Origin of the sequence: Bacillus sp. JJ675 (assembly GCF_036963165.1) — a bacterium.
Lineage (GTDB): Bacteria > Bacillota > Bacilli > Bacillales > Bacillaceae > Bacillus > Bacillus glycinifermentans.
Genome location: NZ_JBALMR010000041.1, coordinates 26,151 through 32,744, shown reverse-complemented (window position 1 = coordinate 32,744; position 6,594 = coordinate 26,151). Strand labels below are relative to the sequence as shown.

At 39.2% G+C, this 6,594-nt stretch carries 8 protein-coding genes and 6 tRNA genes; 11 read left to right on the top strand and 3 right to left on the bottom strand.

Annotation, left to right across the window (positions count from 1 at the left end):
• Positions 1-24 precede the first annotated feature (24 nt).
• The 7 genes from V7126_RS11310 to V7126_RS11280 all read left to right on the top strand — a co-directional run bounded on the left by V7126_RS11310 (position 25) and on the right by V7126_RS11280 (position 1,234).
• Positions 25-115, top strand: a tRNA-Ser gene (locus tag V7126_RS11310).
• Between the two features lie 29 nt (positions 116-144).
• A tRNA-Glu gene (locus V7126_RS11305) sits at positions 145-216 on the top strand.
• Between the two features lie 14 nt (positions 217-230).
• A tRNA-Gln gene (locus V7126_RS11300) sits at positions 231-305 on the top strand.
• A gap of 5 nt (positions 306-310) precedes the next feature.
• Positions 311-386: transfer RNA gene (locus V7126_RS11295), tRNA-Lys, on the top strand.
• A gap of 10 nt (positions 387-396) precedes the next feature.
• Positions 397-479: transfer RNA gene (locus tag V7126_RS11290), tRNA-Leu, on the top strand.
• Between the two features lie 17 nt (positions 480-496).
• Positions 497-580: transfer RNA gene (locus tag V7126_RS11285), tRNA-Leu, on the top strand.
• A gap of 276 nt (positions 581-856) precedes the next feature.
• Positions 857-1,234 (top strand): hypothetical protein, encoded by a 378-nt coding sequence (locus tag V7126_RS11280; protein WP_175077223.1) that lies wholly within the window; start codon positions 857-859, stop codon positions 1,232-1,234.
• 77 nt (positions 1,235-1,311) lie between these two features.
• Here V7126_RS11280 and V7126_RS11275 read toward each other — a convergent pair whose 3' ends face one another.
• From V7126_RS11275 to V7126_RS11265, 3 genes are all read right to left on the bottom strand, one after another.
• Positions 1,312-1,446, bottom strand: coding sequence for a hypothetical protein (locus V7126_RS11275; protein WP_272901904.1), 135 nt, complete (start codon positions 1,444-1,446; stop codon positions 1,312-1,314).
• Positions 1,447-1,558: 112 nt separating this feature from the next.
• Positions 1,559-1,765 carry a hypothetical protein gene (locus tag V7126_RS11270; protein WP_335497598.1) on the bottom strand — a complete coding sequence of 69 codons (207 nt, stop codon included), beginning with the start codon at positions 1,763-1,765 and terminating at the stop codon, positions 1,559-1,561.
• Between the two features lie 5 nt (positions 1,766-1,770).
• Entirely contained in the window at positions 1,771-2,880 is a 1,110-nt protein-coding gene (locus V7126_RS11265; protein WP_175077224.1) for a Rap family tetratricopeptide repeat protein, read from the bottom strand.
• A 456-nt stretch (positions 2,881-3,336) separates the two neighbouring features.
• Here V7126_RS11265 and V7126_RS11260 point away from each other — a divergent pair, with 456 nt between their 5' ends.
• The 4 genes from V7126_RS11260 (at position 3,337) to V7126_RS11245 (ending at position 6,291) form a co-directional block, all read left to right on the top strand.
• Complete coding sequence (locus V7126_RS11260) at positions 3,337-3,669, top strand: ArsR/SmtB family transcription factor (RefSeq protein ID WP_046132186.1); 333 nt, start codon at positions 3,337-3,339, stop codon at positions 3,667-3,669.
• On the top strand, positions 3,666-4,058 hold the full coding sequence (locus tag V7126_RS11255; protein WP_175077225.1) for an SRPBCC family protein: 393 nt from the start codon (positions 3,666-3,668) through the stop codon (positions 4,056-4,058). Before V7126_RS11260 ends, V7126_RS11255 begins: the two co-directional genes overlap by 4 nt.
• Before the next feature lie 52 nt (positions 4,059-4,110).
• Positions 4,111-4,704 carry a YdeI/OmpD-associated family protein gene (locus tag V7126_RS11250; protein ID WP_175077226.1) on the top strand — a complete coding sequence of 198 codons (594 nt, stop codon included), beginning with the start codon at positions 4,111-4,113 and terminating at the stop codon, positions 4,702-4,704.
• A gap of 501 nt (positions 4,705-5,205) precedes the next feature.
• A complete protein-coding gene (locus V7126_RS11245; protein WP_175077227.1) occupies positions 5,206-6,291 on the top strand; it encodes a glycoside hydrolase family 26 protein in 1,086 nt (361 codons plus the stop codon).
• The last annotated feature ends 303 nt before the right edge of the window (positions 6,292-6,594 follow it).

The following is a 6,594-nucleotide window of genomic DNA, read 5'->3' as shown; positions in this document are numbered from 1 at the left end:
CGAATCCTGCCTGTGGAGCCATATGGAGAAGTACTCAAGTGGCTGAAGAGGCGCCCCTGCTAAGGGTGTAGGTCGCGTAAGCGGCGCGAGGGTTCAAATCCCTCCTTCTCCGCCATTGAAGAATATGACGCTGAATACACATATGGCCCGTTGGTCAAGTGGTTAAGACACCGCCCTTTCACGGCGGTAACACGGGTTCGAATCCCGTACGGGTCATTTCTCATATCTGTTGGGCTATAGCCAAGCGGTAAGGCAACGGACTTTGACTCCGTCATTCGTTGGTTCGAATCCAGCTAGCCCAGCCATATATGAGCCATTAGCTCAGTTGGTAGAGCATCTGACTTTTAATCAGAGGGTCGAAGGTTCGAGTCCTTCATGGCTCACCATGTCACATAAGCGGGTGTGGCGGAATTGGCAGACGCGCTAGACTTAGGATCTAGTGTCTTTACGGCGTGGGGGTTCGAGTCCCTTCACCCGCACTTTACAACTTCATCATGCGGTCGTGGCGGAATGGCAGACGCGCTAGGTTGAGGGCCTAGTGGGTGAATAACCCGTGGAGGTTCAAGTCCTCTCGGCCGCATCCTAATAATACCAAGGGTTAACCACCTTTGGTATTATTTTTTTATGCAGAAAATGCGGCTATGGGAGAAAGCTTGCTCTATGCTGGCTATTCGGAATTTAATGCGGTTATTTACTAATCTGTATATGTTATGCTTTAATGGTAAGTGGTGAAAATATTACCCATAGCTGCCATTTGACTGCATATTCTTTCATTAAACAATAAAAAACGGTGATGAAAATTGAAAATAGGCAGGGTACCCGTTTTTAGGTACATTTATGAAAAAGGAGCATAACGATGTTAAAAAGGTTTTCTCTTGTTTTTCTTACACTGATTATGTCTATATTTGTTGTACTGGCGGCTGCGAAAAATTCCTTTGGAGATCATGCCGTTTCATTTGATGAGCCTATTATCTTAATGATATCGATTGGAATAGTTGTATTTCTATTCATCCCTCCATTAGCCATGTCCTTTTTTGGCAACTTGGTTGTAAGAATCATATCCGGAGTATATCAATGTTTTATAGTTTTAACTTTTATGGTGCTAATTCCAATTGGATTTCTAATTCCCAATGGCTTTTTGACGATTCTTGTTTCTATTGCAGGAACTTTAGTCAGTATAACAAGTGTTGCAGTAACCTTATTAATTGGCGGAAATAAAGAAGTTAAACCATAATAATATAGTTGATTTTTTTGAACTGTCCCTGTCAAGTTGACAGTAATCATAAAACAAGGTGAGAAGGTTTATCAAATTTAGAGGAAAAAGGCCTTCCATTGATCAGCGACACCAACATGATGGTGATAAAATGCTTTTGATATTGTTTGCTCGTTTATCAGAAAAGCAACAGCCTTAAATGCTTTTCTTGGCTCCACCATTTTATTTTTCATTCTTTATCATCTTTTGCTCGATATTCAGCTTCAGTTTTTTATACAACATTTAAAAGCAGGCATATGCCTGCTTTTTTAAGTGATTGCTTTTCAGATGTTTGAAAGTCGTTTATTACGATGTAATCATTCTTCCGGATGTTTGAAAATCGTTTATTGACGATGTAATCATTCTTCCGGAGGTTTGAAATTCATTGATCGATGATGTAATCATTCTTCCGGCGATTTGGTAAGAGTCGGAGGGGGTAGCAAATTTAGCCGAAATCGCTGTTGATGCGGCCAAAGAGAATAAAGCAATACCGAGTAGAATTTTGTTTTTCATAAAAATCAACTCCCCTTTTTATTCATATGCATTGCCTGAATCGTTTTTCGGTAAAATTGGACTGATTCGTCAAGTTTACCAATTTTATTATAATATTCTGCCGCGTCGAAAGCCAATTCCTCAACATCTGCATACAGGCCTTTATCTTCAAGATATTTGAATTCCTCCTCTGCAGAATCATGATCAAGATAGATTTTTCTCAATATGTTAAGCTGGGCTTCATGGGATTTGTCATTGACAGACCTGGCTTGTTCAATACCTTGTTCATAAAGGTTTAGGGCCTCTGTATAATTTTCTTGTTTTAAACAGACATACATGAGCTGAAATAAAGCTTTAGGGATATATCGGGAATTTTCTTTTTTAAATATTGATAAAGACTTTAATATATGTTCATATGATTCAGAAAATTGCTTCAAATAAAAATAACAGTTCCCCAAATTAAAATAAGCCGACGCTAACAAGAGGTTACTATCCGTTTTCTTTGCTTCAAGTAAAGCGGATTGCAAGGTTGTTAAGGCGTCTTTATATTTCATGGTATCAACTTGATTTCCGGCTATCACGAAGTAACAATATATTTCTTTTTCTATCAAGGTCTCATGAGCTTTGAATGTATCGAGCGCCATTGTGGCATAATTCATGGATATGTAGTTTTGTCTAAGGTGATAATAAATTTCCGATAGCTTATAATAAAACTCGGCTTTTTCTTCTTCGCTGTCAACTGATGCCAATTTTTTTTCGGCGATTTTGTAACAGGTTATGGCCGTATTGAAATTGTGCTGCTTAAATTCGTACATCCCTTTAAAAAACCAATAGTAGTAGTGGATCATTTCATCAACTTGTGTGTTTTGCATGTCCTCTTTCTTGGTTTCAATACTCGATAATGAATCAGAGATGTCTATTGCGTCGTTTGGCTTCATGTCTTTTAACATGAGATTGTGACGGAAATCAATTAAAGAGTAATACAACAATACTGTTTGATTTTCTTCCATTTCTTCAAGCTCTTGTTGAATTTCGGCTTTAATAAATTCTGCATCTGTGACTTGGTTTCGGCGTATCATCGAATACCAATCATTGATTTTTATAGCAACATTCTCTGATGGAATTTTTTGCTTCATGATGCAAACCCCTTTCATAATCAAGACGTTCTCTGTATCCATTTATTGCATATGTTAACACATTTCCTCAGTTTCGAGAATAAAAAAGAAAAGTTTGTGTGCCGCAATAGAAGGTTTTGATAGAATGGCTGGTTGGGATTCACGTGCCAATAATTCAAGTCTCTCGGCGATATCATTGCAATACCAGGGATTTACAATCCCTTGGTATTTTTTATTTTGCTTTCATATTTTTTTACTCATTTAAACGTTCTCTTTAAACATCTATTGTCGTCTTTACAGAAGCATATCCAAGCCTTTCTTTTATTGTTGCATAACCTTCACCCCTTAATCTATTGATCAAATTGATGATAGGAGAATAAAAACAATACCGTCATGTCAAAAATAAATTTGACATGACACCGATTAGTGTCCTATAATCAAGACACCAATTGGTGTCCAATTAAGGGGAGGAGGATTTTGAACGAGAACAATCAAGAGCGCGATATTTATGGAGCTGTCGCTGACCCAACAAGACGCAAATTGCTGCGTTTGTTGGCTGACGCGGAAGAATTGCCACTCAAAGAGCTGACCGTTCATTTTGACATGGGCCGTACTGCTGTTTCGAAGCATTTGGCAATCCTTAAAGATGCAGGTCTCGTCATCAGCAGAAAGGCCGGCAGAGAAACGCGCTATCGGCTGAATGCTGCCCCATTGAAAGAAATTGAGGAGTGGGTATCGTTTTACAGGAAATTCTGGAGCGAAAGAATGTTGCTTTTAGACCAAATACTACAGGAGGAACAAAAAAAATGAGTTTAACGGTATCACAAGATTTTCATTATAAGAGCCCGATCGAGAAAGTATGGCATGCCTTAACGGATGCAAATACGCTTGCAAAATGGATCATGCCTAATGATTTTAAGCCTGTCGTCGGACATAAATTTCAGTTCCGGAATGAACAGTGGAATTTAGTTATTGACTCTGAAGTTCTTGAAGTAGACGAGCCTTACAAGTTATCTTATACTTGGGCAGGCGGCGGGATAAACACGACAGTCACATGGACATTAAAGCACGAGGATGGAACAACCTGCCTACATCTTGAACAAACAGGATTCGAAAAAGAAGATCAAGCGTTTAAAGGTGCGACATATGGCTGGGCGAGAATGGGCGAAGAACTTAAGAAATTGTTAGCGGAAATGTAATATAGCTAACGCATAGGAAAAAGCAAACTGCTTGGAAAGAGGGTGTTCCTTGATGACAAATAGCGGAATGAATCCTAAGGTTGATGAATTTTTAAGTAAAGCTGCAAAGTGGAAGGAAGAATATGAGAAGCTAAGAAATATCGTTCTTGACTGTGGGCTGACTGAGGAATTTAAGTGGATGCACCCTTGTTACACGTTTAATAATAAAAACATCGTTTTAATACATGGATTTAAAGAATATTGTGCGCTTCTGTTTCACAAAGGCGCCTTGTTAAAGGACCCCAATGGGATTCTCATCCAACAAACGGAGAATGTACAAGCGGCGCGCCAGATTCGGTTCACCAACGTTCAGGAAATAGCTGAAATGGAAACCATCTTGAAAGCCTATATTAATGAAGCCATTGAAGTTGAAAAAGCCGGTTTGGAAGTAGATTTTAAAAAGGATGCAGAATTCACTATTCCTGAAGAACTTCAACATAAATTCGATGAAATCCCTGCTTTGAAAACCGCTTTTGAAGCATTGACCCCGGGACGGCAAAGAGCTTACATTCTTTATTTTTCTCAAGCCAAACAATCCAAAACCCGGGTCTCAAGGATTGAAAAATATGTGCAGAAAATTCTCGAAGGCAAAGGATTAAATGATTAGTATATCCGATGAGAAAATTGAAATAGATAAAGTTAGAGGCGTAGACAATGTGTTTACTCCTCTATTTTTTTGATGTTATGAAAAGTTGCCATACCCGCAGCAGCGTTTTATTTGCAGTGGTTAAAAAAGAGCAGGGGCATAAAAAGCAGGGGGTGAAAAAATCATCCACCTCTTTTTATCGTACGTATTGCAACAAATATAAATAGGCAAAAAGAGGCAATTGGAATAAAAAAGTGCACCTTAAAGACTGAAATAAAACAGGCCAACAGTATGGTGATAAAAAGTAAATTTCAATTTATGATAAGTTTCGCTCCCTAAAAATTGGATAAGGAGCATATTCCCTTTTCTCAAGCTGAAGGGGGTTGAGCAGTCAAGCAGCAGATCAAGAAGAGGAGGGTGGTACACGAACGAGAAAACCGGCATTTGTGCATCATATCATTTTAATATTTTAATAATTTTTTAAAAGAAATTGATGAAATTTAAGAAAATGGAGATTATGCTATGTACAAAAAATTTGGAATCTCTTTATTGCTTGCTTTATTAATTGTTTCAGCTTTCTCGCAGACGGCATCTGCTCATACAGTGAATCCGGTGAACCAAAATGCCCAGTCGACAACGAAGGAGCTGATGAATTGGCTTGCTCATCTGCCGAACCGATCGGAAAATCGCGTACTGTCAGGTGCATTCGGCGGATATTCTAATGCGACGTTTTCTATGAAAGAAGCCAATCGAATCAAAGATGCTACAGGGCAGTCATCTGCCGTGTATGCTTGTGATTATTCGAGAGGATGGCTGGAGACAGCTCATATTGCCGATGCGATCGACTATGGCTGTAACAGCGATCTAATCTCTCATTGGAAGAGCGGAGGCATACCTCAGATCAGCATGCATCTTCCTAATCCTGCGTTTCAATCCGGCAATTACAAAACAAAGATCTCAAGCAGTCAGTATGAAAAAATCTTAGACTCATCAACCACAGAAGGCAAACGATTGGATGCTGTACTGAGCAAGGTTGCAGATGGCCTTCAGCAGTTAAAAAATGAAGGCGTTCCAGTTCTTTTCAGACCTCTTCACGAAATGAACGGAGAATGGTTCTGGTGGGGGCTTACCGGCTATAACCAAAAGGATAGCGAGCGAATATCACTATACAAACAGCTTTACCAAAAAATCTATCATTATATGACCGATACAAGAGGATTGGACAACTTGATTTGGGTTTATGCACCAGACGCCAACCGCGACTTTAAGACAGACTTTTATCCTGGGGATTCATATGTTGATATTGTCGGATTAGACGCGTATTTCTCAGATGCTTATTCGATCAAAGGATATGACGAGTTAACGGCGCTTAATAAGCCATTTGCCTTTACAGAAGTCGGTCCGCAAACAACAAACGGCAGCCTGGATTATTCTCAATTTATCAATGCAGTTAAACAAAAATATCCGAAAACCATTTATTTCTTAGCTTGGGATGAGGGGTGGAGCCCTGCGGCTAATCAGGGTGCCTTTAATCTCTATAATGACAGTTGGACGCTGAATAAGGGAGAGCTATGGGAAGGCAGCTCACTTACACCGGCAGCCGAATAAACGCTGCCCTAATATAACCATGAAGAAAGAGCGTTTCTTCATGGTTTTTCTTTTGGTAGAAGACATACAGGGAAATATATCATTGACTAATCATTGAAGACGGGTCTCGAGACTTGACAAAATGAAGAGCCGGTTTGGTAAGTCTGATTTTAATTACCGGCCTTTAAGCTAACCGCATCAAAGGAATACCAGGGGTGTAATTCATGGTGTTTTTTTATCCCTGAAGTTTACTCCACCTGTTATAAAATAATCCGACTTACTCAGCAGTTTTTGTTTGTTTATTAGGAAAGAGACGACCATAAA

Coding starts and splice junctions, on each gene's coding strand:
- V7126_RS11250 (WP_175077226.1), top strand. CDS start 4,111: ATGACAAATAGCGGAATGAATCCTAAGGTTGATGAATTTTTAAGTAAA.
- V7126_RS11245 (WP_175077227.1), top strand. CDS start 5,206: ATGTACAAAAAATTTGGAATCTCTTTATTGCTTGCTTTATTAATTGTT.
- V7126_RS11265 (WP_175077224.1), bottom strand. CDS start 2,880: ATGAAGCAAAAAATTCCATCAGAGAATGTTGCTATAAAAATCAATGAT.
- V7126_RS11275 (WP_272901904.1), bottom strand. CDS start 1,446: ATGAAAAATAAAATGGTGGAGCCAAGAAAAGCATTTAAGGCTGTTGCT.
- V7126_RS11255 (WP_175077225.1), top strand. CDS start 3,666: ATGAGTTTAACGGTATCACAAGATTTTCATTATAAGAGCCCGATCGAG.
- V7126_RS11280 (WP_175077223.1), top strand. CDS start 857: ATGTTAAAAAGGTTTTCTCTTGTTTTTCTTACACTGATTATGTCTATA.
- V7126_RS11270 (WP_335497598.1), bottom strand. CDS start 1,765: ATGAAAAACAAAATTCTACTCGGTATTGCTTTATTCTCTTTGGCCGCA.